Source organism: Streptomyces sp. GESEQ-4 (genome assembly GCF_017948455.1).
GTDB lineage: Bacteria > Actinomycetota > Actinomycetes > Streptomycetales > Streptomycetaceae > Streptomyces.
This window is the reverse complement of record NZ_JAFFSU010000007.1, coordinates 336,555-359,585: the sequence shown is the minus strand read 5'-3', so window position 1 is coordinate 359,585 and position 23,031 is coordinate 336,555. Positions and strand designations below refer to the sequence as shown.

Sequence of the window (23,031 nt, the reverse complement as noted above, 5' to 3'; positions counted from 1 at the left end):
GCGTCCCTGTGTGCGGATCATCGTCCGCGGTGCCGTCTGGGCCATGGTCCCTCTCCTGACCGAACTCAGTTGTCGTTGGCAGCGGCGGGTGTCTGCCCTGGGGGGGGGAGTGCTGCCCCCGCCGCTTGACTTCCAATCTAGGGGCGCGGCGAGCCGGGGGCGTCATGCCCTCGTACCGATTGCCGGGCCTCCCGGAGGATGAGCGGTTCCCCGCGGAGTACTCCCCTGGGTGGAGACGGGGTTCTACGTCTCGGGGTCTTCCCTGAGGGGGCGCCCGCTGTGTCCTGACTTTTCCGAGCTGTCCTCCCGCGGTATCGGCTGCTCGACCAGCGCCAGGACCCGGTTCGCCATGAAACGGGCCGTGCGCACCACAGAACCGCTTCTGGTGACTTCGCTCACTTCCACGACACCTCGGCGTACCGCCGTCTCCACCCTGCGGCCCGCCCTGCTCGCCACCACCTCGTACGTGCGCGTCGTGTCCCCGGCGTCCACGACTATCTCCACGCGATCACCCTTCACGGGTTCAATCCCCCTTCTGTGACGGGTCGTTGGGATCCGCACGCACCCGAAGTCCGCCTGCTCGCACGCTCCCTGACCACTCTTCAAGTCTCCCACCCGGCACTGACAATCCATCGGGCCGAGAGGGCGCGGCCTCTGCGCGCGGGCGGCCGTGGAAACGTAAGCTGTGCCACGTCACAGGGACCGGGCAGCGGGGATGAACATGGCGATGATGCGCCTGAGGCGCGAGGACCCGCGCGTCGTCGGCTCATTCAGGCTTCACAGACGGCTCGGCGCGGGTGGGATGGGCGTGGTCTACCTGGGCTCCGACAAGAAGGGGCAGCGGGTCGCCCTCAAGGTCATCCGGCCCGATCTGGCGGAGGACCAGGAGTTCCGGTCGCGGTTCGCGCGCGAGGTGTCGGCGGCCCGGCGGATCCGGGGCGGCTGCACCGCCCGGCTGGTCGCGGCGGATCTCGACGCCGAACGGCCGTGGTTCGCCACGCAGTACGTGCCCGGCCCCTCCCTGCACGACAAGGTCGCCGGCGAGGGGCCGCTGGTCGCCGCCGATGTCGCCGCCGTCGGGGCCGCCCTGTCGGAGGGGCTGGTCGCCGTCCACGAGGCCGGGGTCGTACACCGGGACCTGAAGCCGTCCAACATCCTGCTGTCCCCGAAGGGGCCGCGGATCATCGACTTCGGCATCGCCTGGGCGACCGGCGCCTCCACCCTCACCCACGTCGGCACGGCCGTCGGCTCGCCCGGCTTCCTCGCCCCCGAGCAGGTGCGGGGCGCCGCGGTGACGCCGGCCACGGACGTGTTCTCCCTCGGCGCGACGCTGGCGTACGCCTCGATGGGCGACTCGCCCTTCGGGCACGGCAGTTCCGAAGTGATGCTGTACCGGGTGGTGCACGAGGAGGCGCAGCTGCGCGGCGTTCCCGACGCGCTGGCCCCGCTGGTTCGGGCCTGTCTGGCGAAGGACCCCGAGGAACGCCCCAGCACCCTCCAGCTGTCGCTCCGTCTGAAGGAGATCGCGGCCCGCGAGGCACAGGGGATCGCCGAGGCGCGTCCGCCCGCACCCCGCACCGGGGAGGCGGACCGGCCCACCGGGCGGCTCGCCGACACCTACCCCGAGCGCGGTCTCCAGCGGCGCCCGCAGGGGCAGCCTGGACCGGCACCGGGCGCGCAGAGCGGACCGCCCGCGCCTCGGGGACCCGTCGCCGGGTCGCGCGGCTCCGCCACCGGGCGGGACACGGCGCCGCCGTCGCGGAACGGAACTCCGCAGCGGGGCCCCGGCACTCCGCGCGGCGCCAATGGCTCACGCGGCAGCGGCACATCGACTCCCCGGCAGGGCACCCCACGGACCACTCCCGCACGGAACTCGACACGCTCGGGCAACGGCGGCAGGCCGACCCCACGCGGTGGCAACGGTCGTCCCGCTCCCCGGACCACGGGCACCGGGATGCGGCCCGCCAATCCGCGGCTCCTGCGACAGCGGCTGTTCGTGTTCGTCGTCGTGACCCTGCTGGTCGCGCTCGGCATCGCGGCGGCCCAGGGCTGTCAGGGGCCCTCAAGTGGGCTCGGCGGCGACGGGGACGTCGTACGACAGCAGGAGCGGATGGACGTACCACCGCATGACCCGTCGTTGGACGGGCGGCAGGTTGCGGACAGGCCTTAGAGCTGAGGGCGGCCGGTCGCCACGGCGTAGAAGGCGACCGCCGCCGCCGCTCCCACGTTGAGGGAGTCGACGTCGTGGGACATGGGGATGCGGACCCATTCGTCGGCGGCGACCAGGGCCTGGGTGGACAGGCCGTCGCCCTCGGCGCCGAGCATCAGGGCCACCCGGTCCATCCGGTGCGGCGCGGCCTCGTCGAGGGTCTTGGCCTTCTCGTCCGGGGTGAGGGCGAGGAGGGTGAAACCGGCCTCGCGGACCGATTCCAGGCCCTTGGGCCAGGTGTCCAGGCGGGCGTACGGCACGGAGAAGACGGCGCCCATCGAGACCTTCACGCTGCGGCGGTACAGCGGATCCGCGCAGTCGGGCGACAGCAGGACCGCGTCCATGCCGAGCGCCGCCGCCGAGCGGAAGATCGCGCCGATGTTGGTGTGGTCGTTCACGGACTCCATGACCACCACCCGGCGTGCGGTCTGCAGGAGTTCCGCCGCCGTCGGCAGGGGCTTGCGCTGCATGGAGGCGAGCGCGCCGCGGTGCACGTGGTAGCCGGTGACCTGCTCGGCGAGTTCCGGGCTGACCGCGTAGACGGGTGCGGGGAGTTCGTCGATGACGTCGCGCATGACGTCGACCCACTTGGCGGACAGCAGCATCGAACGCATCTCGTAGCCGGTGTCCTTCGCCCGCCGGATGACCTTCTCGCCCTCGGCGATGAACAGGCCCTCGGCGGGCTCGCGCTTCCGGCGCAGCTCTACGTCGGTCAGGCCCGTGTAGTCGTGCAGGCGCGGGTCGTCGGGGTCCTGGACGGTGATGAGATCGGCCACAGGGTGATACTGCCTTGTCGTGCGTGCGGTGCCAACGGCTCGGGACGGGTTCTGTTACCCCGGGTTACGCGTGCGGGTGCGGGCCTACGTTCACGACCTCGCCGATGACGATCACCGCCGGCGGCTTCACCTCGTGGGTGAGCACCGTCTCGCCGGCCGTCGCGAGGGTCGCGTCGACCCGGCGCTGGCCCGCTGTCGTGCCCTCCTGGATCAGGGCGACGGGCGTGTCCGGGGACTTGCCGTGGGCGATGAGCGTCTCGGCGACCTTCCCGATCGTGGCGACGCCCATGAGGATCACCAGCGTGCCGGTGAGCCGGGCGACGGACGGCCAGTCGACCAGGGAGCGCTCGTCGTCGGGGGCGATGTGACCGCTGACCACGGTGAACTCGTGCGCGACACCGCGGTGGGTGACCGGGATTCCGGCGGCGCCCGGTACCGAGATCGAGCTGGAGATGCCGGGCACGACCGTGCACGGGACGCCGGCCTCGGCCAGCGCCTGGACCTCCTCCATGCCGCGGCCGTAGACGAAGGGGTCGCCGCCCTTGAGGCGTACGACCGACTTGCCCGCCTTGGCATGCTCGATCAGCGCGTTGTTGATGGCCTCCTGGGCCATGAACCGGCCGTACGGCAGCTTCGCGGCGTCGATCACCTCGACGCTCGCGGGCAGCTCCGCGAGCAGGTCGCGCGGACCCAGGTGATCGGTGATGACCACGTCGGCCTCGGCGAGCAGGCGGCGTCCGCGGACCGTGATCAGGTCCGGGTCGCCGGGGCCGCCGCCGACCAGGGCGACGCCGGGGGCGCGGGTGCGGTGGTGGGGGGCGACGAGGGTGCCGTCGCGGAGGCCCTCGACGACCGCGTCGCGGATGGCGGCGGTGTGGCGGGGGTCGCGGCCGCGTGCCTCGGTCGTGAGGACGGCGACCGTGACGCCCTCGCTGTGGCCGGTGGCGGGGGTCCAGGCGGTGGCCGCGTCGGCGTCGTCCGAGCGTACGCACCAGACGCGGTGGCGTTCGGCTTCGGACGAGGCGAGGTGGTTCGCCTCGTGGTCGCTGGTGGCGATGAGGGCGTACCAGGCGTCGGCGAGGTCGCCCTCGGCGTACGGGCGCTTGTGCCAGGTGATCTCGCCCGCGTCCGCCATGGCTTCCACCGACGGGGTCGCCTCGGGTGATACGAGCACGATGTCGGCGCCCGCCGCGATGAGTGCCGGAAGGCGGCGCTGGGCGACCTGGCCGCCGCCGAGGACGACGACCCGGCGGCCGGTGAGGCGGAGGCCTACGGGGTAGGCGGGGTGTTCGGCCATGAGGGTGCGGCTCCTCTTTGCGGCGGCGGTACGGATGCCCTGACGTGCGGATTTTACGGTGCGTGCGGGGAGGGCGGATCAGGTGTCCGGTTGCTGAGCGTCGTTGCCGGGTGCGGGTGCGTGGGTCTGTGCCCACCCTCCCCCACTCTCGGCTTCGCTCGAGCGGGGGGACCCCCATCGCCCTGCGGAACGACTGCCCACAGACCCACGGCCTGCCACAACCGCGACCGCGCGGCGTGGCGAGGGACGCGAGTCCCCCTGCCCAGCTACTTCTCAGTTACCCCTGCCGAGTCGAACGTCGCCACCTCGTGCATCGCTCTCGCCGTGCTCTGCACCAGGGGCAGGGCCAGGAGTGCGCCTGTGCCCTCGCCGAGGCGGAGGTCGAGGTCGACCAGGGGGCGGAGGCCCAGCTTGTTCAAGGCTGCTACGTGGCCGGGTTCGGCGCTGCGGTGGCCGGCGATGCAGGCGGCCAGGACCTCGGGGGCGATGGCGCGGGCGACCAGGGCGGCGGCGCCGGCGCTGACGCCGTCGAGGATGACCGGCGTGCGGAGGGACGCGCCGCCCAGCAGGAGGCCCACGATCGCCGCGTGCTCGAAGCCGCCGATCGCGGCAAGTACGCCGATGGGGTCGGCCGGGTCCGGCTGGTGGACGTCGATGGCGCGGCGGACGACCTCGGTCTTGCGGGCCAGGGTCTCGTCGTTGATGCCGGTGCCGCGGCCGGTGACCTCGGCGGGGTCCGTGTCGGTGAAGACCGAGATCAGGGCGGCGGACGCGGTCGTGTTCGCGATGCCCATCTCGCCTGTGAGGAGCGCCTTGTTGCCGGCCGCCACCAGGTCGCGGGCCGTCTCGATGCCGACCTCGATGGCCTGCTTGGCCTCCTCGCGGGTCATCGCGGGGCCGGTGGTCATGTCGGACGTACCGGCGCGGACCTTGCGGGGCAGGAGGCCCGGCGTGGCGGGGAGGTCGGCTGCCACGCCCACGTCCACGACGCAGACCTCGGCGCCCACCTGGCCGGCGAAGGCGTTGCAGACCGCGCCGCCGCCGAGGAAGTTGGCGACCATTTGGGCCGTCACCTCCTGGGGCCAAGGGGTGACTCCTTGCGCGTGCACACCGTGGTCGCCCGCGAAGATCGCGACCGCGGCAGGCTCCGGGATCGGCGGCGGGCACTGCCGGGACAGGCCGGAGAGCTGCGCGGAGATGATCTCCAGCATGCCGAGCGAGCCGGGCGGCTTCGTCATCCGCTTCTGCCGCTCCCAGGCCTCGCCGAGCGCCTTGGCGTCCAGCGGGCGGATCTGGGCGACGGTCTCGGCGAGCAGGTCGTGCGGGTCCTCGCCGGGCAGGGCGCGGCGGCCGTACGTCTCCTCGTGCACGACCCAGGACAGCGGGCGGCGCTTGGACCAGCCCGCCTGCAGCAGCTCGGGCTCTTCCGGGAACTCGTCGACGTACCCCACGCAGAGGTAGGCGACGACTTCGAGGTGCTCGGGCAGACCGAGGGTGCGGACCATCTCGCGCTCGTCGAAGAAGCTGACCCAGCCGACGCCGAGGCCTTCGGCGCGGGCGGCGAGCCAGAGGTTCTCGACCGCGAGCGCGGAGGAGTACGGCGCCATCTGCGGCTGCGTGTGGCGGCCTAGCGTGTGCCGGCCGCCGCGGGTCGGGTCGGCGGTGACGACGATGTTCACCGGGGTGTCGAGGATGGCCTCGATCTTCAGTTCCTTGAACTGCTTCGCCCGGCCCTTGGGCAGCGACTTGGCGTAGGCGTCGCGCTGGCGCATGGCCAGTTCGTGCATCGTGCGCCGGGTGTCGGCGGAGCGGATGACCACGAAGTCCCAGGGCTGTGAGTGGCCCACCGACGGGGCGGTGTGCGCCGCCTCCAGGACACGGAGCAGCACCTCGTGCGGGATGGGGTCGCTGCGGAAGCCGTTGCGGATGTCGCGGCGTTCCCGCATGACCTTGAGTACGGCCTCGCGTTCGGCGTCTTCGTAGGCGGGCGCGGCCGGGCCGGTGGACTCTGGTGTCTCTGCCACTACGGCCGTGCTTTCTTCCAGGTCGGCGGCCCGGGTGTCCAGGTCCTCCGCATGCTGTACGAGTTCGGGGTCGGGCTCCGCCGCTACGGGGACGACGACCGGGGGTTCCTGGTGGTGGTCGTCCGCCGGGAACTGGAGGGCCTCCGGGGGCGTCGGCGCGAGGTGCGGGGTCGTCGGCACGGACCCCTCCACCGGGACGAACTGGCCCATCGACTCCTCCGGCACACCGGCGGCCGGGAAGGTGCCCGTGACATCGCCGTCCTGGTCGGGGGCGACGGCCTCCTCGAACTGCGCCTGTTCGTCGACGAGTTCAGCCGGCGTCACGTCCTCGGCGGCAAGCGGCTGAGGCGCCTCCGCACCGTCCATCGGCGGGTCTACGGCCATGCCGTGGGCCTCCGGCTGCTCGCCGACGAGGGGCGTGTGCGGGGCCGCGTGCTGCGGGCCCTGCGTGTGATGTGCGTCGACGACCGGCTGCTCGTGCGGGTCCTGCGCCGGGATCTCGACGCCGGGGGGCGGGAGGGGCTGCGCTGCTGCCTGCGGGGCCGCCGGGAAGGGCAGGGCGGATTCGGGGGTGTGCGGCGCGGGAGCGGGCAGGGCGGGGTCAGGGTCCGACGCGGATGCGGAGGCGGGTGCGGCCGGGGTGGGGGCGGGCGGGGTTGTGGGGGCGGCCGGATCGAAGGCCTGTACGGGCTGCGGGGCGGCCGGGTCGGGGGCCTGAGTGGTCGTGGGGGCGGCCGGATCGGAGGACTGTGCGGGATCCAGTGCGGCCGGATCAGAGGCGTGTACGGGCTCCGGGGCGGCCGGGGCGGGAGCGTGCGCGGGCTCCGGTGCGGGTGTTTCCGCGGTGGGTACGACCTCGGGGGCGTCCAGCGAGCCTGCGGCGACGGGGCTCTGACCGGCGTCCTGGTGGGCGCTGACTTCTGCGAGGTGCCCGGCCTCGGGGAGGCCGACGTCCGGGGCGGTCATCGTCGTCGGAGCGTGAGCGGCATCCGAGGCAACGCCCATGTCGGGCAGCGATTCCGCTTCGGGAGCGGACGGAGCCTCGGCCACCTGTCCGGCGTCCGGGGTGACAGAGCCATCGGGCAACTGCCCGGCATCGGGGACCGCGGCGGTCTCAGGCAACTGCCCGGCATCGGGGACCGCAGCGTTCGCAGGCAACTGCCCCGCATCCAGCACCGCAGGACCTTCAGGCAGCGCCTGCCCGGCATCCGGGACCGCGGGGCCTTCCGGCAGTTGCCCGGCATCCGGATCCGGAAGGCCTTCGGTCACCTGCCCGGCATCCGGGGCCGCAGCGTTCTCAGGCACTTGCCCCGCATCCGGGACGGCAGCGTTCGCAGGCGCCTGCCCCGCATCGAGCACGGCAGCGCTCTCAGACACCTGCCCCGCATCCAGCACCGCAGGACCTTCAGGCAGCGCCTGCCCGGCATCCGAAAGCGGAAGCCCTTCGGTCACCGGCCCCGTATCGGCGCCGGACTCGGCTCCGGCGGCCTGACCGTCGTCCGCCGCGGGCGCACCATCCTGCGCCGCCCCGGCCTGCGGTCCGGCAGCGTCGGCCTCGGGAGCCGGAGCCCCGGGCACCTCGCCGATTGAGCCGGCAGCCTCAGCGGGCACCTGCCCGGTCTCCGGCCCAACCCCGTCCGCCGGGACCGCCGGAGCGGTCGGAACCGGAGCACCGTCCGCCCCGTACCCCCAGCCAGAACCCGGCACAGCCTCTCCGCCGTACGACTCCTCGCCGCTCTCAGCGGCTTCCGCGCCCTCCACGCCGTACGCGCCCTGCTCCGCCTCCGCCGTCCGCGGAGCCGCCACAGCGACCTGAGCCATGCCCACCGGCTCGGCGGCGGGGTCGGTCGGGACAACCGTTTCCGCAGGGGGTGCCTCGGTGTGCACCTGGGCCTGGACCGTGCCCGGTGCGGGGGCGCCCCAGGGAGACGCGCCCTGCGGGGCGGAGTCGCGCGGTTGCGGGACGTCGAGGTACTCAGGGCCGGTCGGGTACGGGCCCGGCCGGCCGGCGGGGGTGCCGGCGGGGCCGCGGTCGGCGAGGGAGCGGACCGGGCTGGTGGACTGGTCGGGGGTCGGCGGGCCGAGGTGCAGCGGGCGGCGGTGAGTCGTCGCCGGGGTGGACGGCGGCGTCTGCGTGGGCAGGCGGACGCCGCTGAGGTCCACGTTGCCGCTGTCGCGGCCGGCGGTCTCGTGCGGGCCCGGCTCATGGACGGCCTCGACGACCGGCTCGGGGGCGGGCGGAGGTACCTCGTTGCCCCACGCGCCCTGGGCGCCCGGCAGCAGCAACAGGTCTTCGTCCTCGGCGGTGGTCTCGGAGAGGTAGGTGTACGCACCGTGCGCGGGGGCGCCCGGCTGCTCCACCATGCCTGCGCTCTCCGGCAGCCCCTCGCCCGGGACCTGGCCGGTGTCGGTCATGCGTACCCCTCGCCCATCGGTTAGTGCTTCTACGACCTGCTCACCGGGGACGGCGCACCGACCGCCCCCGCAGTGAAGAACGAGCGTGCGTGCCCAGCGGCACGAACGACCCGTCGACAAATGACGACAAAGCCATTAACTGGCATTGTCGCGGCCGTTCCCCCGTCACGACAGCATGATCGCGACGAGACCGCTGTGGACTGCGCCACGTTGCGCGTCCTCCGGTTCTGCCGTACCACAGCCACCCCAAAACGGGTGCCCTTTCCGGACATTGACCGACGAAGCGCCGGGCGACCGCGTGCGGTACAACGATCGGCCAGCCTACCGCGCGCGGTACGACAACAGGATCACGGGGACGAGATCGGGATCAGCCCGCGCGCTCCGGCAGGACGCCGCTGAGCAGGAACGCGACACTCCGTTCCCGCTCCGTCCAGGCCCGCGTGTCGAGTTCGACGGACTGCAGCAGGGCGCACTCGACCCGGTAGCCGTGTTCGGTCAGGTCGCGGCCGACGAGTTCGGCGGCGTCGCGGGTGGCGGCGTGGGTGACGATGCGCTGCGGGCGGCGGTCGGCGACCGCGGAGACCACGGCCGCTCCCCCGCCGCCGACCCGGACGACATCCGGCTCGGGCAGGTTCTCCAGGACGTGCGGGGCGCCGCCGTGCACGACCTGGAGCTGGACGCCGTGGTGGCGGGCGGCGGACTCGGTGCGGGCGCAGGCCTCGATCGCGCTGTCCACGGCGATGACGGCCGCGCCTGCCCGGGCGGAGTCGACGGCGAAGGCGCCGCTGCCGCAGCCGATGTCCCACACGAGGTCGCCGACGCGCGGGCCGAGGCGGGCGAGTTGGGCCGCGCGGAGCGGTTCCAGTTCGCCCTCGCCCATGAGTCCGCCGTACGCCGCGGCGGGCAGGGTCCAGCCGCGCGGCCCGGCGGCCGGTTCACGGCCGGCGATCCAGCCGCCCTCGGCTCCGCCGGCGGTTCCTCCGATGACGATGACCACATTGGGGTCTCGCCAGGTGTGGTCGGCGGCCTTGTCGGAGGTGAGGATCGTGACCTGCTCGCGGTCGGTGCCCAGTTCCTCGCAGATGACGAAGGTGCGGTGGACGCCTTCGAGGAGCAGGCCGAGTTCGGCGGGTCCGGCGCCGGGTGAGGTGAGGACGGCGACCTTGGTGTGGGCGCGGCACACATTCACCGCGCGTCGCAGGGTGCGCCGGTGGGCGACGACCACGTGGGCGTCGTCCCAGGGCATCCCGGCGCGGGCGAAGGCGGCGGCCACGGAGGAGACGGCGGGGACGACCTCGACCTCCAGGCCGAACTCGGGTGCGCGCAGGGTCCGTACGACACCGAAGAAGCCGGGGTCACCGTCGGCGAGCACCACCGCGGTGCCGCGGTGTCGAGCGATGCGGCGGGCGGCGAGGGCGACGCTGCCGAGGCGGATCCGCTCGGCGGTGTGCGGCACCTCGGGGATCGCGAGGTGGTGGGCGGTGCCGGCCACCAGCGTGGCGGCGCCCAGGGCCGCGCGTGCCGCGGCGGTCAGGGGCGAACCGTCCCAGCCGATCACCGTGACCCGGTCGGCCATCGTCGTCAGTCTCCAGAGGGTTTGCACAGGTCGTCAGGGGGCCCGTACCGGGCTCCGTGAGAGTACCTGGTGGCGTCGGGAGACCCGCGAGGGTGGTGGCCGGCCGCGGGCTCAGTTCCAGTCGGCGAGCTCGGTGAACCCGCCGTCGCCGACGCCCGCGAGGTCCTCCGGCAGGAGGCTCCACACGATCACATCGGTGCGTACGTCGGCCCAGTCGCCGCTCTCGGTTCTGCTGCGGGCTATCCAGGCGTTGCGCAGGACGCCTTCACTGATGCACCCGATCTTCTGGGCGACCTGCTGGGAGGCGGTGTTGTCGGCGGCGGTGCGCAGCTCCAGCCGCTCGAACTTCTGGTCGTGGAACAGCCACTGGGCGGTGGCGAGGGCCGCCTCGGAGGCATAGCCCTCACCGCGGGCCCAGGGGGCGATGACGTACGCGATCTCGCTGGCCCGCACCCGCCAGTCGGTGTTCTGCAGGTGCACGATGCCGACGAGACGCTGGGTGAGGAACTCGGTGACCGCGAAGACGATCCCGCGGCCGTCGGTGCGCTCGGCGGGGGCCTGTTCGGTGACCCAGGCACGTGCGTGGGCCCGGGTGTAGGGGTGCGGGGCCGAGGTCCAGGCGGTGACCATCTCGTCGTTCATCATCTCGGCCAGGGAGTCGATGTCCGGCGCCTCGAAGGGGCGCAGCACCAACCGCTCCGTGCTGATGGAGATGTCGGGGAAGGTGCTCGTCATGCGCCACTCCGTAACCTTCGGGAAAACCTGCGGGGCCTGCTGAACTGCCCAGCATGCAGCATGAAAGCACTGAACCGCACCACGGGGTCCACACCAAGTGAGCGTGCGGACCCCGTGCGTGGCGAAACGCCGTATACGCGCCGTCAGAAGGCGGCGACGACCGCGCCGTCGTACTTGTCCTGGATGAACTTCTTCACCTCGGGCGAGGTGAGCAGTTCGGCCAGCTTCCGCACGCGCGGGTCGTCCTCGTCGCCCTTCTTCACGGCGAGGAAGTTGCCGTACGGGTTGTCCTTGGGCGACTCGGCGACGAGGGCGTCCTCGGCCGGGCTGAGGTCGGCCTCCAGGGCGTAGTTGCCGTTGATCACGGCGGCGTCGACATCGCCGAGGGAGCGCGGCAGTTGGGCCGCCTCGAGCTCCTTGAACTGGAGGTTCTTGGGGTTGGAGGCGATGTCCTTGGGGGTCGCCTCGTAGCCGACGCCCGACTTCAGCTTGATGACGCCGTTGGTCTCCAGCAGCTTCAGCGCGCGGGCCTCGTTGGTGGTGTCGTTCGGCAGGGCGATCGTGGCGCCCTTCTTCAGGTCCGTGAGCTTCTTGACGCCGTGGGAGTACACGCCGAGCGGCTCCAGGTGCACCGTGGCGTCGGGCACGGCCACGATGTCGGTCCCGTTCTCCTTGTTGAAGTCGTCCAGGTACGGCTGGTGCTGGAAGTAGTTGGCGTCGACCTCGCCCTGCTGGACGGCCGTGTCCGGAGTCACGTAGTCGGTGAACTCCCTGACTTCCAGCTCGAGACCGGCCTTCGTCGCCAGGTTGTCCTTGACGTAGGTGAGGATCTCGCCTTGCGGGGTGGGCGTGGCGGCGACCGTCAGCGGCGCGTCGGCGCCGGCGTTGTCGTTGTCCGAGCCGCAAGCGGTGAGCCCGAGGGTGAGGGCTCCGGCGGCGAGGACGGCGGTGGTGATCTTGGCGGTGTTACGCACGAAAAGTGCCTTTCCTGATGGGTGGTGCAACCCCGTGATGGGTGGACGGGGAGAACTCAGACGGTCTTGCTGGTGGCTGTGGACGCCTTCAGCAACCGAAGCTTGGGCGCGGGGCCCGAGGTGCCCCCGCGGCGGTGCAGGGAGCGGGCCGCGTAGTCGCCGGCGAACTGGATGAGGGAGATGACCACGGCGAGGATCGCGACGGTGAGCCACATCAGCTCGGTCTCGAAGCGCTGGTAGCCGTAGCGGATGGCGATGTCGCCGAGGCCGCCCGCGCCGACCGTGCCGGCCATCGCGGAGTAGCCGATGAGGGCGACGATCGTGGTCGTGGTGGAGGCGATCAGCGAGGGCAGCGACTCGGGTACGAGGACCTTGCGGACGATCGTCCAGGTGTTGCCGCCCATCGACTGCACGGCCTCGACGAGCCCGCCGTCCACTTCGCGGACAGCCGTCTCGACGAGGCGCGCGAAGAACGGGATCGCGCCGATGGCGAGCGGCACGATGGCGGCCTCGCGGCCGATGGTCGTGCCGGTGATCGAGCGTGTGAAGCCCATCAGCGCGACCATCAGGATGATGAACGGCATCGAGCGGGCGACGTTCACGATCTGCCCGATCACCTTGTTGGCGACGACGTTCTGGAGCAGTCCGCCCCGGTCGGTGAGGACCAGCAGGACGCCGAGCGGAAGGCCGCCGACGATCGCTATGAGCGTGGACCAGCCGACCATGTAGAGGGTGTCCCAACAGGCCTGCTCCAGCAGGGGCTGCTTCGCCGAAAAATCAGCCCAGGTCATTACTTCGCACCTTCCGTGAGCAGTACGGGCTCCTGGCCCAACACGTCGATCTGCAGGCCCTGTTCGCGCAGGAAGCCGATCGGCACGACGTTGTCCTCGTAGCGGCCGGGCAGTTCGATGCGCATGCGGCCGACCTGGAGGCCGCCGACGGTGTCGATGGCGGCGCCGAGGATCGAGATGTCGATGTTGTAGGTGCGTGAGAGCTGGGAGATGACCGGCTGGGTGGCGGCCTCGCCCTGGAAGGTGACGTCGACGACGGTGCGGTCGTCGGCGGAGGCCTCGCCGCCCACCGGGAAGAGGGCGGCGGCCAGTTGGGAGCCGGGGGTCGCGAGCAGCTCGCTCACCGTGCCGGACTCGACGATGCGGCCCTTCTCCATGAGCGCGGCCGAGTCGCAGATCGACTTCACGACGTCCATCTCGTGGGTGATGAGCAGGACGGTCAGCCCCAGCTGGCGGTTCAGGTCGCGCAGCAGCTGGAGGATCGAGCGGGTGGTCTCCGGGTCGAGGGCGCTGGTGGCCTCGTCGGAGAGCAGCACCTTGGGATCGCCGGCCAGGGCGCGGGCGATACCGACGCGCTGCTTCTGCCCGCCGGAGAGTTGGGCTGGGTAGGCCTTCGCCTTGTCCGCCAGACCCACCAGGTCCAGCAGCTCAAGTGCCTTGCGGGAGCGCTCCTTGCCGGACGTGCCGAGGATTTCGAGCGGCAGCTCGACGTTGTCCTGGACCGTCCGGGAGGACAGCAGGTTGAAGTGCTGGAAGACCATGCCGATACGGCTGCGCGCCTGCCGCAGCTCCTTGCCGGCACGCGGTCCGCGCCCGGCGAGCGCGGTGAGGTCCTGGCCGGCGACGGTGACCGTGCCGGCGGTGGGGCGCTCCAGGAGGTTGACGCAGCGGATCAGCGAGGACTTGCCGGCGCCGGACTGGCCGATGACGCCGTACACCTCGCCTTCGCGGACGTGCAGGTCGACGCCGTCGAGGGCGGTCACCTCACGTCCGCGGCCGCGGTAGACCTTTGTCAGGCCGGATGTGGTGATCACTGGGGTTTCCGTCACTGTCGAGTACGCGGGCGTGGGTGTGCCCTGGTACGGGAGAGAAGATGTGCGCGGGCAAGGGGGTCACGTACGGCGAACGGCGTACGGACATGCCACGGCGGCTCGCTTCGGGGCGCGAGGCTCAAGGGGTCGTGCGGGGGCCCTCTAGAAGGCGCACATTCGACACATACAACGAGCACCGGGCGTCATGGTCGCCTCGGTCGCAAGGGTGCGGCAGCTCGTCGTGGTCATGCGATCAGTAAACCAGACCTACGGTCCTTACCGAGCACCGCTGTCCGCATGCTGGACAGCGGTGGACAAGTGTCAGCGGCGGACGGAGATCTCCACTCCCCCATCGGTGACCAGCGCGGACAGGGCCGACAGGTCGGTGACCACCAGATCGGCGTCCAGCTCATGGGCCTGGTGGGTTGTGGCCAACGCCACGGTGGTCATCCCGGCGGCGCGACCCGACTGGAGCCCGGCCGGGGCGTCCTCGAAGACGACGCAGTGGGCCGGGTCGACGCCCAGTTCGCGGGCGGCCAGCAGGTAGGGCTCGGGGTCGGGCTTGCCGCGGGTGATGTCGTCGGCGGTGACCATGGTCTTGGGGAGGATGCCGACGGCGTCGAGCCGAGCCTCGGCGAGCCTGCGGGTGGCGGACGTGACCACGGCCCAGCGGTCGGCGGGCAGCGAGTCGAGGAAGTCCTTCGTGCCGGGCAGCAGGTGCACGCCCCCGTTCGGTACGTCCTCCACCTCCAGCGCCTCGATCCGCGCGAGGGCCTCCGGCACCACCTGCGCGGGCAGCAGCTCCGCGACTATCTCGACGGCCGGCCGTCCGTGCAGCTCGACCCTGCCGAACTCCTCCGTGATGCCGTACTCCCCGGCCCAGCGCGCCCAGCAGCGGTCCACGGAGGCGAGGGAGGAGACGAGGGTGCCGTCGTTGTCGAACAGGAGGGCTTGTGCACGGATCTTCATGCCCTCGACCCTACGGTGCACCCCGGGGGCCGCCGCAGCAGGCCTTTTGGGCCGTAATAGGCTCGCCGCATGTTTGATGCCCTGACGCTGGCGACCGGGGTCGCCGCGCTGTTGCTCGCCGCGTGGTGCGGGTGGGCGGCGTACCGAGATCAGCCGACCAAGGACTGGCACTTCATCGGCATGGCCGTGGTGACGGTACTGGCCCTGGTGCAGCTGGTGATCGGGATCGTGCGGTTGGCGCAGGGCGACGAGCCGGAGCAGGGTACGACGATTTTCGTCGCGTATCTGGTGGGTGCGTTCGCGTGTATTCCGGCGGCCGGGTTCATGTCGCTCGCCGAGCGGACGCGGTGGGGGTCCGTGACGGTGGCGGCCGGTGCTGTGGTGATGGCGGTTCTTGAGGTGCGGCTTTATGACATCTGGGGAGGCTGAGGTGACCGCCACGGAGAAGAAGCGGAGCCGGCTCATCAGCGGGCCGGGGATGCTGCTTGTCTGGCTGTACGGCGTGATGGTCGTCGGTGCGGTGTCGCGCTCTGTCGTCCAGATCGCGACGGAGTTCGACCATGCGCCGCTGGCGTACTCGCTGTCGGCGGTGGCGGGGCTGGTGTACGGCTTCATCACGTACTCGCTGGTGCGGGGTGGGGAGACGGCCCGCAAGGTGGCGTTGGTGTGCTGCGGGGCGGAGCTTTTGGGGGTGTTGACGGTCGGTACGTGGACGTTGGTGGATCCGTCGGCGTTTCCTGATGCGACCGTGTGGTCGGACTATGGCATGGGGTATTTGTTCATCCCTGTGCTGTTGCCCGTGTCTGCCATGTACTGGTTGCGGAAGTCGCGCGCCGAGCAGCCTGGCTGATCATCGTCGGCGACTTCCGGCAGTTTGTGGCTGGTCGCGCAGTTCCCCGCGCCCCTAGGGGCGTCAGTGTCGGCGCTCGTCAAGCAGTTGCCGCATATGAACCCGCTGCCTTCTCGAGGACGATCATCGGTACCCCGTCCTCGCCCTTCGACGTGCCCACCGTCTGGTAGCCCACCTTGCGGTAGAGCCGCAAGTTGCCCTCGCTGCGGTGGCCGGTGTGGAGGCGGAAGCGCTTGGCGCCGTGTTGTTCGGCGAGGGCGGATTCGGCTGCGCGCAGGAGTCGCGCGCCGATGCCGTGGCCCTGGAGGCGGGGGTGGACGCAGAGCTTGCCGATGGCGGCGGCGCCGTCGTCGGTGAGGGCGCCGCGGACCGAGCCGACCACCTCGTCGCCGAGGCGGGCGACGAAGACGCAGTCCTTGGCGACCTCCTCACGGACCGAGTCCAGGGGCTGGACGAGCGGGTCGATGCGGTAGTTGCCGTACAGCGCCGCCTCGCTCTGGAAGCAGAGGTACTGCAGCCGGAAGATCTGCTCGGCATCCTGCTCGGCCGCCACGGAGATGGTCACGCTCATGCCCATGTGTGCACGCCTCCCGCTCACCTGTCGCCTGTTGTTCCTCGTTCCTATCCCCGCGCTTCGCGGGCCGCAACCTCCGGCGTCAGCAATCGACGCAGACATCCCAGACATCTGGAACGTTCCGGACCGAGACTGCCCTGTGAGATACCCAACTCCCCCGCGATCTCCCGGTATGTGAGGTCCTTCGGCGAGAGGAGAGCTTCGAGGAGGCTGGGGCAGCGGCCGGGGAGGCGGCGCACGGCGTCCCGCAGGGCGCGGTGGCGGGCGGCGGTGAGGGTGAGGTGTTCCGGGCCGTGGTCGCTGGTGTCGGCGGGTTCGGTGTCGTACGGCCGTTCGTGTCGGGTCGTACGGCGGGTGCGGCGGACCTCGGAGCGGACGGCCTCGCGGAGCCAGCGCTGGGGGTCGCTCGGCGGACCCTCCGTGTCCAGGTGCTCCAGGAGGCGGAGCCAGACCGCCTGCTCCAGGTCACCGGGTTCGGTTCCGGAGGCATGTGCCTCCGCGGAGGCCTCGGCGGTGAGCAGCGGGCGCAGTGCGGTTACCAGGTCGTCCGTCATATGCGACACGACGCGGCCGCCCGGGCTGCGGGTTGCCCGGACGGCCGGATGTCACCCCAACCGGGGTGGAGCGCTCAGCCGTTGACGAAGTCCTCGCGGGCCAGCAGACCGGTGTCCGGCTGGTCGGTGAAGACGCCGTCGATGCCGGTGGCGAAGTAGGTCTTGTAGGCGCCGAAGACATCGCCGTACGCGTCGGCGTCGGTGCCCTTGCGGAAGTTCGCCGGCAGGAAGGGGTTCTCGTTGCGCAGCGTCCACGGGTGCAGGATCAGGCCCGCCGCGTGGGCGTCCTTGACCAGCGTGGTCGGCTTGGTGAGGTTGCCGTTCGCGTCCCTCGGGATGATCAGGTCGAGGGTGGGGCCGATGCCGCCCGCGTAGGAGGCGATCCACTTCAGGCCCTCGGGCTTGACCAGGTCGGCGACCGTGCGCGGGTCACCGGCCTCGACGAAGTCCCAGGGGCGGGTGGTGGGGCCGGACAGCAGCACGGCGAGGGGGTTGCCGACGAGCCTGTTCAGGCGCTGGATGCTGGTCGGCTCGAAGGACTGCAGGATGACCGGCGAATTCTTCCGGTCCTTGCCGTACTTGCGCAGCAGCTTGGCGACCCGCTCCTCCAGGCCGAGGCCCAGCTTGCGGAAGTAGGTGGGGTGCTTGGTCTCGGGGTAGATCCAGACCTGCTTGCCGCGCTTGCGGGTCTGCTCGTCCTGCCACCGGAGCACCTCTTCGAAGGTGGGGATCTCCCAGCGGCCGTTGTAGAGGGTGTTGTGCGGGCGGTTGGCCGGGATGCGCTCGATCGCGCGCAGGGTCTTCAGCTCGGCGAGCGTGAAGTCCTCGGTGAACCAGCCGGTGGTGGAGACGCCGTCCAGGACCTTGGTGGTCTTGCGGCTCGCGAACTCCGGGTGGTCGGCGACGTCGGTGGTGCCGCCGATCTCGGGCTCGTGGCGGCAGACGATGTGGCCGTCCTTGGTCGGCACCAGGTCGCCGGCCTCGACGACATGGGCGCCCATGTCGAGGGCCAGCTCGTACGCGCCGAAGGTGTGCTCCGGCCGGTAGCCGCTGGCACCCCGGTGGCCGATGATCGTCGGTACGGGCAGGCTCCTCACACCGCCACCCCCGTGGCGTGCGTCGGCGCTCGCCGTGCCGGGCAGCCCGAGCACCGCTCCGCCCGCGCCCAGCACCGCCGCGCCGAGCACCGCCCGTCGTCCGGTCCCGCGCGCCTGCTCGTCCGACTCCTGCGTCCCCATGAGCGCCCTCCCTCGTTCTGCCCGTTGATGCGGGCCGATCGTAGGGGCGTGCGCATGACGAGCGGGAGACCGGGGGCGGAACACGGGGATGACGCCCGATGTCGTGTGGGCTCGGGTTTGGGCTCGGGCTTCTGACGGTTCGTCGGCATCGAGTGCATCGTTCCGGGTAGGCGGTGGTTGACACGGTTGAGGCGCCGTGGTCCCGGCGGGCGCGACCTCCGTCACATCGTTCCGGTCGCATTACCGGCGCGCATCGGGACGCCACCGCAGGTAAACCTGGGTCAACAGTGCGTAAGACCTCGGTGAACCCGTCATTCCCGATGTGCGCTACCCCCGGGGCCGCGAGTATCGTCCTCACCTGCACAGACTTATACCGAATCCCTTGACACCGGAGGGCCCGTTGTCCCGCTTCGCGCTCATCAAGGCAGTGCTCGGACCGATCATGCGCCTGATGTTCCGCCCCCGGGTGGAGGGCGCGGAGCACATCCCCGGCGACGGTCCGGTCATCCTGGCCGGCAACCACCTCACGTTCATCGACTCGATCGTGCTGCCGCTGGTCTGCGACCGTCAGGTCCTCTTCATCGGCAAGGACGAGTACGTCACCGGCAAGGGCTTCAAGGGCCGGGTGATGGCCTGGTTCTTCACCGGCGTCGGCATGATCCCGGTGGACCGGGACGGTGCGAGCGGGGGTGTGGCCGCGCTGATGACCGGGCGCCGGATCCTGGAGGAGGGCAAGGTCTTCGGCATCTACCCGGAGGGCACGCGCTCGCCCGACGGGCGGCTGTACCGGGGGCGTACGGGGATCGCCCGGCTGACTCTGATGACCGGGGCGCCGGTTGTGCCGTTCGCGATGATCGGCACGGATAAGTTGCAGCCGGGGGGTGCGGGGATTCCGCGGCCTGGCCGCGTGACTGTCCGTTTTGGTGAGGCCATGGAGTTTTCGCGGTACGAGGGGATGGACCGCGACCGGTACGTTTTGCGGGCTGTGACCGATTCCGTGATGGCTGAGGTCATGCGGTTGTCGGGGCAGGAGTACGTGGATATGTACGCGACTAAGGCCAAGGCTGCGTAGTCGTCTGCGGGTTCGTGGGGGCTGGTCGCGCAGTTCCCCGCGCCCCTGAAGGGGCGCACCACCGCGGCCCCATTGCAGGGTCACGTTGGTTGTTCCTCCGGCGGTCCGCCGCTTGTTTTTGCGCCCGGCGCGGGGAACCACAGCACGAACGTCGAGCCCTCGCCCACCCGGGAGAACAGGCGGATCTGGCCGCCGTGTGACTCCACAATCTGGCGGACTATCGCGAGGCCCAGGCCTGCGTGCCGGTCTCGGTTGCCGCCGTTGCCCTTCGCTCGCCAGAAGCGGTCGAAGACGCGGGACTGGTCGTCGTCGATGATGCCGGGGCCCTCGTCTCGGACGGCGACCCAGAGCCAGCCCTCGGTGCGGCCCGCGGCGACGGTGATGAGGGTGTCGGGTGGGGAGAGTCGTACGGCGTTGGAGAGCAGGTTGCCGACGGCGCGGCGGAGGGCGTCGTGGTCGCCGATGACGGTGAGGCCGGTGGCGAGGCGGCGGTGGAGGGTGAGGCCGCGTTCGGCGGCGAGGGGGGTGAAGTCCTCGCAGGCCTCGGATGCCGCGGTGGCCAGGTCGACGTCGGCGTCGGCGAGGGCGGGCGCGCTGCGGCGGGCGGTGGCGAGGAGGTCCTCGACCAGGCGGGTCATCCGGGAGGTGGCGCGGTCGACGCTGCGGGCGGCGATGCGCCGCTCCTCCTCGTCGGACTCCTCGGCCGTGAGGACGGCGTCCACATTCGCGCGGATGATGGCGAGCGGGCTGCGCAGTTCGTGGGAGGCGTCGTCGATCAGCTGGCGCTGGGCGCGGAACGCCTCGTCGAGCCGGTCGAGCATGGAGTCGACGGTGTCGGCGAGGTCCCGCAGCTCGTCCTTGGGGCCGCCCAGCCGGATGCGCTGGGAGAGGTCGGTGGCCTGGATGTCGGCGGCCGTACGGGAGATGGCGCGTACGGGGCGCAGCGCGCGGCCGGAGAGGATCCAGCCGATGGCGAGGCTGGCGACGGCGAGGCCGCCGAGCAGGGCGAGGGAGAAGCGGCGGAGGTTGGCGAGCGTCTCGTAGTTGACGGCCGCCTCGACCTGCTCGACCTTCACGGCATCGAACTCCCCGACCTCCTCGCCGTTCACGATCTTCGTGACCGAGAACTGCTTGGTGACCGGCTTCGCCTCCCCGCTGCGCTCGACGGCGAGATAGGTGCCGAGCAGGACGAGGGCGGTGAGGACGAAGAGGAGGCCGGAGTAGAGGACGGTGAGGCGGAAGCGGATGGTGTGGGTGAACGCCGGGAGCCGCAGACGCCGTAGGAGGGACTTCATGACGTCTCCTTCAGCCGGTAGCCCTGCCGTATCACCGTCTCGATGAGCGGATCCCCGTCACCGGTGATCTTCCGGCGCAGCGAGCCGACGGTGACCCGCACGGTGTTGGTGAACGGGTCCGCGTGCTCGTCCCAGACGTGCTCCAGCAGTTCCTCGGTCGGTACGACCCGTCCGGGGCGGGTCATCAGATAGTGCAGGACGCCGAATTCCTTGGGTGTGAGCTGGAGTTGGCGTGCGCCGCGGAACGCCTCGAAGCGGGCCGTGTCCAGGCGCAGTTCGCCCACCTCGACGACCGAGGTGCCGCCGTCCTCGCGGCGGAGCAACGCCCTGATGCGGGCGAGGAGTTCGGGCAGGGCGAAGGGTTTGACCAGGTAGTCGTCGGCGCCCTCGTCGAGGCCGCGTACCCGGTCGGCGAGCCGGTCGCGGGCGGTGAGCATCAGGATGCGGGGGCCCCCGGGGGTGGTGCGGATGGCGCGGCACACCGCGAAGCCGTCGCCGTCGGGCAGGTTCAGGTCCAGCAGGACGAGGTCGTAGTCGTTGACGGCGAGCTTCTCGGTCGCGGTGTCCACGTCCGGGGCGACGTCGACCGCGTAGCCCGCCCTGACCAGCCCGACCTTGAGGGCGACGACCAGGTCCTCCTCGTCCTCGACCACGAGCAGTCTCATGTACGACCACCTACCCACCGTCGATGATGGTCTCCGCGGCGTCCGCGGCGTCGGCCACGGGGATCGCGAAGCCGATGCCTATGGAGCCGCCCCTTTGCCGGTCCAACGTCGCGATGGCCGTATTGATGCCGATGACCCGTCCGTCGGCGTCGACCAGCGGTCCGCCGGAGTTGCCGGGGTTGATCGAGGCGTCGGTCTGCAGCGCGCGCTGCTGCCGTCCGCCGCCCGTGCCTTCGCCCAGTGTGACGGGTCGGTCGAGGGCGCTGACGATGCCGGAGGTGACGGTGCCGCTGAGGCCGAGCGGGGAGCCGATGGCGAGGACCGTGTCGCCGACGGCCGGGCGTCCGGCGGTGGCGAGCTCGGCGGCCCGCAGCCCGCGTGCCGTCTCCGGCTCCAGTACCGCCACGTCGTGCGCGGGGTCGTCGCCGATCACCTGGGCGCTGAGCCGGCGCCCGTCCTGCAACTCGACGGACACGCGCGAACTCCCGTTCACGACATGCGCGTTGGTGAGGATCCGCCCCCGCTCGTCGAACACGAACCCCGACCCCTGCCCGGACGCGGTCACCACGGAGACCACGCTGGGCAGGACCCGGGCGGCCACGGCTTCGAGGTCACCGGAGGGGACGGTGGCGGCCGGGGCGGCGGGGTCGCTGTCCCCGAAGGCTCCGGCCACGTATCCGGCGCACCCGCCCGCGAGGACGGCGGCGAGGACCGCGGCGGTGAGGGGGCGGCGGGTACGGGTACCGGCGGTGCGGGGAGGGGACGGGGGCGGCGATTGCGGGGTGGTGTAGGGGGTGGGAGTGACGGGAGTGGTGTGTGCGTACGGGTCGAGGGGCGCCGGGGGCCGCCCGGGCACAAAGGCTGGGCCGCGCGGGTGGCCGAGACCGATGTGCGGAACGTCGGGCATGGGCGCCTCCCGCGGCGCCGCGCCTCCACCCCAGTCCGGTGCGTCAAGCCCCTGCTCCCCCGGTGAGCCGGGAGGGCCGGTGTGCGACTGGTCGGGCATCGTTCCTCCAACGTCGGTGAATGAGCCGTCAGGGCAGCCGGGAGAACCAGAGCAGCGAGGTCGCCGCGGCGGCCAGGGCGGTGATGAGGCCCGCGGCCACGAACCACTGCCAGACCTCGCGTTCCTCGGTGCGGTAGCCGACCGAGCTGCCGATGTCCTCGTACACGGCCTGGAGTTCCTCGCCGGACGCGGCCTCGTGGAAGTCGCCGCCCGTGCGCTCGGCGAGGCCCTCCAGTGCGGGGCCGTCGACGGGGACCTGCAGGACACGGCCGTCCGGGAACTCGATCACCCCGTCCTCGGTGCCGTACGCGATCGTCGAGACCGGGATACGGTCGGCGGCGATCTCCGCGGCGGCCGACTCCACCGAGCGGCCCGCGGTGTTGGCGCCGTCGGACAGCAGCACGACATGCGCGGGCGGCGGCTCGGTCTCGGCCTCCTTGTCGAGGGTCCGGATGGCATCCCGCGAAGCCATCACGGCGTCGCCGATCGCCGTGGCCTGACCCGGGGTGAGCTGTTCGATGGCCCGGCGCAGCACCACGCGGTCGGTGGTCGGCGGGACCGCGACGGTGGTGGTACCGCTGAACGGCACCAGTCCGACGTTGAACCGCTCAGGCAGCCGGTCGACGAAGGTGACGGCGGCGCGCTTGGCCGCGTCCATGCGGGTGGGTTCGACGTCGGTGGCCTCCATGGAGCCGGAGACATCGAAGGCGATCATGATGGTGGCCCGCTCGCGCGGTACCTGTACATCCGCGGTGGGGCGCGCGAAGCCGACGACCAGCAGCCCGAGCGTGGCGCAGAAGGCGGCGGCGGGGACGTGCCGCCGCCATCCGGGCCGGCTTGGCGCGACCTTGTCGAGCAGATCGAGGTTGGTGAATCGGACGGCGTACCGGCGCCGGCGCCGCTGCACCAGCAGATACGCGCCGATCAGGCCGGCGAGCGGCACCAGGAGCAGCAGCCAGCCGGGTGAACGCAGACTCATC

General features: G+C 71.5%; 21 protein-coding genes. 4 read left to right on the top strand and 17 right to left on the bottom strand.

Features of this window, described 5'->3' with window-relative positions; translation table 11 throughout:
• Positions 1–243 precede the first annotated feature (243 nt).
• Entirely contained in the window at positions 244–519 is a 276-nt protein-coding gene (locus tag KCH48_RS17195) for a hypothetical protein (protein ID WP_210575029.1), read from the bottom strand.
• A gap of 196 nt (positions 520–715) precedes the next feature.
• On the opposite strand from KCH48_RS17195, the gene KCH48_RS17190 reads away from it, so the two are divergent.
• Positions 716–2,170 carry a serine/threonine-protein kinase gene (locus tag KCH48_RS17190; protein ID WP_210575060.1) on the top strand — a complete coding sequence of 485 codons (1,455 nt, stop codon included), beginning with the start codon at positions 716–718 and terminating at the stop codon, positions 2,168–2,170.
• Here KCH48_RS17190 and KCH48_RS17185 read toward each other — a convergent pair.
• The 9 genes from KCH48_RS17185 to KCH48_RS17145 form a co-directional block, all read right to left on the bottom strand.
• Entirely contained in the window at positions 2,167–2,985 is an 819-nt protein-coding gene (locus KCH48_RS17185) for an RNA methyltransferase (RefSeq protein WP_210575027.1), read from the bottom strand. The genes KCH48_RS17190 and KCH48_RS17185 overlap by 4 nt on opposite strands.
• 64 nt (positions 2,986–3,049) lie before the next feature.
• Positions 3,050–4,282 (bottom strand): uroporphyrinogen-III C-methyltransferase, encoded by a 1,233-nt coding sequence (gene cobA / locus KCH48_RS17180; protein ID WP_210575025.1) that lies wholly within the window; start codon positions 4,280–4,282, stop codon positions 3,050–3,052.
• A gap of 266 nt (positions 4,283–4,548) precedes the next feature.
• A complete protein-coding gene (gene cobT / locus KCH48_RS17175; protein ID WP_210575023.1) occupies positions 4,549–8,721 on the bottom strand; it encodes a nicotinate-nucleotide--dimethylbenzimidazole phosphoribosyltransferase in 4,173 nt (1,390 codons plus the stop codon).
• Between the two features lie 367 nt (positions 8,722–9,088).
• Entirely contained in the window at positions 9,089–10,297 is a 1,209-nt protein-coding gene (gene cbiE, locus KCH48_RS17170; protein ID WP_210575021.1) for a precorrin-6y C5,15-methyltransferase (decarboxylating) subunit CbiE, read from the bottom strand.
• A 111-nt stretch (positions 10,298–10,408) separates the two neighbouring features.
• Positions 10,409–11,032, bottom strand: coding sequence for a GNAT family N-acetyltransferase (locus tag KCH48_RS17165; protein ID WP_210575020.1), 624 nt, complete (start codon positions 11,030–11,032; stop codon positions 10,409–10,411).
• A gap of 143 nt (positions 11,033–11,175) precedes the next feature.
• Positions 11,176–12,006 carry a MetQ/NlpA family ABC transporter substrate-binding protein gene (locus tag KCH48_RS17160; RefSeq protein WP_210575018.1) on the bottom strand — a complete coding sequence of 277 codons (831 nt, stop codon included), beginning with the start codon at positions 12,004–12,006 and terminating at the stop codon, positions 11,176–11,178.
• Between the two features lie 56 nt (positions 12,007–12,062).
• The gene (locus KCH48_RS17155; RefSeq protein WP_210575016.1) at positions 12,063–12,797 is read right to left on the bottom strand and encodes a methionine ABC transporter permease; all 735 of its coding nucleotides are present in this window, start codon (positions 12,795–12,797) and stop codon (positions 12,063–12,065) included.
• Complete coding sequence (locus tag KCH48_RS17150; protein WP_210575014.1) at positions 12,797–13,831, bottom strand: methionine ABC transporter ATP-binding protein; 1,035 nt, start codon at positions 13,829–13,831, stop codon at positions 12,797–12,799. The genes KCH48_RS17155 and KCH48_RS17150 overlap by 1 nt, the downstream gene beginning before the upstream one ends.
• Before the next feature lie 318 nt (positions 13,832–14,149).
• Positions 14,150–14,797, bottom strand: a complete 648-nt coding sequence (locus KCH48_RS17145) for an HAD family hydrolase (protein WP_210575012.1) — start codon at positions 14,795–14,797, stop codon at positions 14,150–14,152.
• Positions 14,798–14,866: 69 nt separating this feature from the next.
• Between KCH48_RS17145 and KCH48_RS17140 the strand changes: the two genes are divergently transcribed.
• Positions 14,867–15,226: a hypothetical protein gene (locus tag KCH48_RS17140; protein WP_210575010.1), complete on the top strand. Its 360-nt coding sequence runs from the start codon at positions 14,867–14,869 to the stop codon at positions 15,224–15,226.
• On the top strand, positions 15,207–15,647 hold the full coding sequence (locus KCH48_RS17135) for a hypothetical protein (RefSeq protein WP_210575007.1): 441 nt from the start codon (positions 15,207–15,209) through the stop codon (positions 15,645–15,647). Before KCH48_RS17140 ends, KCH48_RS17135 begins: the two co-directional genes overlap by 20 nt.
• 79 nt (positions 15,648–15,726) lie before the next feature.
• Here the strand turns inward: KCH48_RS17135 and KCH48_RS17130 are convergent, their stop codons facing one another.
• The 3 genes from KCH48_RS17130 to KCH48_RS17120 all read right to left on the bottom strand — a co-directional run bounded on the left by KCH48_RS17130 (position 15,727) and on the right by KCH48_RS17120 (position 18,013).
• Entirely contained in the window at positions 15,727–16,224 is a 498-nt protein-coding gene (locus KCH48_RS17130) for a GNAT family N-acetyltransferase (protein WP_210575005.1), read from the bottom strand.
• A gap of 44 nt (positions 16,225–16,268) precedes the next feature.
• A complete protein-coding gene (locus KCH48_RS17125) occupies positions 16,269–16,775 on the bottom strand; it encodes a sigma-70 family RNA polymerase sigma factor (RefSeq protein WP_210575003.1) in 507 nt (168 codons plus the stop codon).
• Between the two features lie 74 nt (positions 16,776–16,849).
• A complete protein-coding gene (locus KCH48_RS17120) occupies positions 16,850–18,013 on the bottom strand; it encodes a glycerophosphodiester phosphodiesterase (RefSeq protein WP_210575001.1) in 1,164 nt (387 codons plus the stop codon).
• Between the two features lie 400 nt (positions 18,014–18,413).
• Here KCH48_RS17120 and KCH48_RS17115 point away from each other — a divergent pair, with 400 nt between their 5' ends.
• Entirely contained in the window at positions 18,414–19,085 is a 672-nt protein-coding gene (locus KCH48_RS17115) for a 1-acyl-sn-glycerol-3-phosphate acyltransferase (protein ID WP_210575058.1), read from the top strand.
• Positions 19,086–19,165: 80 nt separating this feature from the next.
• Here KCH48_RS17115 and KCH48_RS17110 read toward each other — a convergent pair whose 3' ends face one another.
• The 4 genes from KCH48_RS17110 to KCH48_RS17095 all read right to left on the bottom strand — a co-directional run bounded on the left by KCH48_RS17110 (position 19,166) and on the right by KCH48_RS17095 (position 23,030).
• Positions 19,166–20,380, bottom strand: a complete 1,215-nt coding sequence (locus KCH48_RS17110) for a cell wall metabolism sensor histidine kinase WalK (protein WP_210574999.1) — start codon at positions 20,378–20,380, stop codon at positions 19,166–19,168.
• The gene (locus KCH48_RS17105) at positions 20,377–21,045 is read right to left on the bottom strand and encodes a response regulator transcription factor (RefSeq protein ID WP_210574998.1); all 669 of its coding nucleotides are present in this window, start codon (positions 21,043–21,045) and stop codon (positions 20,377–20,379) included. The genes KCH48_RS17110 and KCH48_RS17105 overlap by 4 nt, the downstream gene beginning before the upstream one ends.
• A 10-nt stretch (positions 21,046–21,055) precedes the next feature.
• Positions 21,056–21,952, bottom strand: a complete 897-nt coding sequence (locus KCH48_RS42920; RefSeq protein WP_210574996.1) for a S1C family serine protease — start codon at positions 21,950–21,952, stop codon at positions 21,056–21,058.
• 127 nt (positions 21,953–22,079) lie between these two features.
• Positions 22,080–23,030, bottom strand: coding sequence for a VWA domain-containing protein (locus tag KCH48_RS17095; protein WP_210574995.1), 951 nt, complete (start codon positions 23,028–23,030; stop codon positions 22,080–22,082).
• Position 23,031: the final 1 nt, after the last annotated feature.

Bases quoted from the DNA above. Each gene is read 5' to 3' on its own strand.
- KCH48_RS17110 (WP_210574999.1), bottom strand. From the start codon at position 20,380: ATGAAGTCCCTCCTACGGCGTCTGCGGCTCCCGGCGTTCACCCACACC.
- KCH48_RS17105 (WP_210574998.1), bottom strand. From the start codon at position 21,045: ATGAGACTGCTCGTGGTCGAGGACGAGGAGGACCTGGTCGTCGCCCTC.
- KCH48_RS17130 (WP_210575005.1), bottom strand. From the start codon at position 16,224: ATGGGCATGAGCGTGACCATCTCCGTGGCGGCCGAGCAGGATGCCGAG.
- cobT (WP_210575023.1), bottom strand. From the start codon at position 8,721: ATGACCGACACCGGCCAGGTCCCGGGCGAGGGGCTGCCGGAGAGCGCA.
- cobA (WP_210575025.1), bottom strand. From the start codon at position 4,282: ATGGCCGAACACCCCGCCTACCCCGTAGGCCTCCGCCTCACCGGCCGC.
- KCH48_RS17140 (WP_210575010.1), top strand. From the start codon at position 14,867: ATGTTTGATGCCCTGACGCTGGCGACCGGGGTCGCCGCGCTGTTGCTC.
- KCH48_RS17095 (WP_210574995.1), bottom strand. From the start codon at position 23,030: ATGAGTCTGCGTTCACCCGGCTGGCTGCTGCTCCTGGTGCCGCTCGCC.
- KCH48_RS17165 (WP_210575020.1), bottom strand. From the start codon at position 11,032: ATGACGAGCACCTTCCCCGACATCTCCATCAGCACGGAGCGGTTGGTG.
- cbiE (WP_210575021.1), bottom strand. From the start codon at position 10,297: ATGGCCGACCGGGTCACGGTGATCGGCTGGGACGGTTCGCCCCTGACC.
- KCH48_RS17125 (WP_210575003.1), bottom strand. From the start codon at position 16,775: ATGACGGACGACCTGGTAACCGCACTGCGCCCGCTGCTCACCGCCGAG.
- KCH48_RS42920 (WP_210574996.1), bottom strand. From the start codon at position 21,952: ATGCCCGACGTTCCGCACATCGGTCTCGGCCACCCGCGCGGCCCAGCC.
- KCH48_RS17155 (WP_210575016.1), bottom strand. From the start codon at position 12,797: ATGACCTGGGCTGATTTTTCGGCGAAGCAGCCCCTGCTGGAGCAGGCC.
- KCH48_RS17145 (WP_210575012.1), bottom strand. From the start codon at position 14,797: ATGAAGATCCGTGCACAAGCCCTCCTGTTCGACAACGACGGCACCCTC.
- KCH48_RS17190 (WP_210575060.1), top strand. From the start codon at position 716: ATGAACATGGCGATGATGCGCCTGAGGCGCGAGGACCCGCGCGTCGTC.
- KCH48_RS17135 (WP_210575007.1), top strand. From the start codon at position 15,207: ATGACATCTGGGGAGGCTGAGGTGACCGCCACGGAGAAGAAGCGGAGC.
- KCH48_RS17120 (WP_210575001.1), bottom strand. From the start codon at position 18,013: ATGGGGACGCAGGAGTCGGACGAGCAGGCGCGCGGGACCGGACGACGG.